General features: G+C 64.7%; 3 protein-coding genes. All 3 read left to right on the forward strand.

Annotated features, from left to right (window positions below):
* Positions 1 to 448, forward strand: a 448-nt coding sequence (locus EN935_RS33065) for a homocysteine S-methyltransferase family protein (protein ID WP_206534625.1), incomplete at its 5' end; no start/stop codon positions are given.
* A complete protein-coding gene (locus EN935_RS33070) occupies positions 441 to 1622 on the forward strand; it encodes a pyridoxal phosphate-dependent aminotransferase (RefSeq protein WP_109667878.1) in 1182 nt (393 codons plus the stop codon). The genes EN935_RS33065 and EN935_RS33070, both read left to right, overlap by 8 nt.
* Positions 1619 to 2058, forward strand: a 440-nt coding sequence (locus tag EN935_RS33075; protein ID WP_164771570.1) for an FAD-binding oxidoreductase, incomplete at its 3' end; no start/stop codon positions are given. The genes EN935_RS33070 and EN935_RS33075, both read left to right, overlap by 4 nt.

Here is a 2058-nt window from a genome sequence, read left to right on the forward strand (position 1 = left end):
CACCGCGGCATCGGAAAGCGGCAAGCCGGTATGGCTGTCGTGGACACTCGCCGACCACGGCAAGCCGCGGCTGCGCAGCGGCGAGGCAATAGCCACCGCGGCAGGCGCGCTCGACGGCTTGACTGTTGCGGCGCGGCTGCTCAACTGCTGCCGACCCGAAGCGATCGCCGCGGCCTTGCCTGAACTGATCGACCTCGGCGGCCCTGTCGGCGCCTATGCCAATGGCTTCACCTCCACCGAAGCGCTCAAGCATGGCGGCACTGTCGATGTGCTGCACGCCCGTCACGACCTTGGTCCGGACGCCTATGCCGACCAGGCGATCGGCTGGGTCGAGGCCGGCGCCGACATTGTCGGCGGCTGCTGTGAAGTCGGACCGGCGCACATCGCCGCTCTGCGCGACCGGCTCGAACAGGCCGGCTACGAAATTTCGGGAGAAATACATGCCTAGACCATCGTCGCGCATTTCCGGCATCGTGCCTTCGGGCAAGGACGGCTGGGAAGTCCATTCGGCCGCCTGGGCCCGCAAAGCGGCCGGCGAAGACATCATCATGCTGTCGGTCGGCGATCACGACTTCGACACACCTTCGGAAACGATCGAAGCGTGCGTGACCGCGGTTCGCGGCAGCAACCACCACTACACGCCGCTTTCCGGCCTGCCGCGCCTGCGCAAGGCCATGGCGGCAGCCTCGAGCGCCTGCACCGGCGTCGAGACGACGCCGGATCAGGTCATCGCCACGCCGGGCGGCCAGGCCGCACTCTACGCAGCCGTGCAGGCCGTGCTCGACCAGGGCGACCACGCCATCGTCGTAGCGCCTTATTACGCAACCTATCCCAACACGTTCAGCGCCGCAGGCGCCAGTTTCACCGTGGTCGAGACACCCGCCGAGGACGGCTTCCAACCACATGCCGAGATGATCCGCGCAGCACTCCGGCCCAACACGCGCGCCATTCTCATCAACACACCGAACAACCCCACCGGTGCGGTCTATTCGCGAGAGCGGCTGGAGCAACTTGCCGAGATTTGCCGGGAGCATGACCTCTGGCTGCTGTCGGACGAAGTCTATTGGACGCTGGGCGGCGGCGAGCATGTCTCGCCGCGCTCACTGTCCGGCATGGCCGAACGAACGCTGGTCATCAATTCGATGTCCAAGAGCCACGGCATGACCGGTTGGCGCATGGGCTGGCTGACAGGCCCTGAAGCGATGATCACGCTGCTCACCAATCTCAATCTGGTGACCACTTACGGGCTGCCGGCCTTCATCTCGATCGCCTGCGCCGAGGCGCTTGAAAACCGCTATGGCGTGAAGGACATCGCCGAGCGCTACGCCGCGCGCCGCACCGTCTTCCTCGATGCCGTGCGCGGCATGAACGATGTCACCGTGCGCGGTTCCGAAGGCGGCATGTATGTCATGCTCGACATATCCGCCGTTGAACCCGACGACGAGAAATTCGCCTTCGCTTTCCTCGACAAGGAGAATGTCGGCGTGATGCCGGGCTCCAGCTTCGGCGAGGCAGCCGCCGGCCATATCCGCATCAGCCTCTGCCAGCCCGAACCCATGCTGCAGGAAGCAGCGCTCCGGCTGCGCCGTTTCGCTTCCAGCTATCGTCGCGAGGCCGCATGACCGCCAAAGCTATCCCGACAAAAGCCATCCCTACCAAAGCGAGGGCCGTCATTATCGGTGGTGGCGTTTCCGGCTGCTCCGTCGCCTACCACCTGGCCAAGCTTGGCTGGACCGATATCGTGCTCCTGGAACGCAAGCAGCTGACGTCGGGCACGACATGGCATGCCGCCGGCCTGATCGGCCAGTTGCGCGGTTCGCAGAACATGACCCGGCTGGCGAAATATTCGGCTGACCTCTACGTCAAGCTGGAAGCCGAGACCGAAGTCGGCACCGGCATGCGCCAGGTCGGCTCGATCACCGTGGCGCTGACCGAAGAACGCAAGCACGAGATTTACAGGCAGGCGTCGCTCGCCCGCGCCTTCGATGTCGATGTCCGCGAGATTTCTCCCAATGAAGTCAAGCAGATGTACCCGCATCTGAATGTCTCGGACGTCGT

This window comes from Mesorhizobium sp. M7D.F.Ca.US.004.03.1.1, assembly GCF_003998635.1.
Taxonomy (GTDB): domain Bacteria; phylum Pseudomonadota; class Alphaproteobacteria; order Rhizobiales; family Rhizobiaceae; genus Mesorhizobium; species Mesorhizobium loti.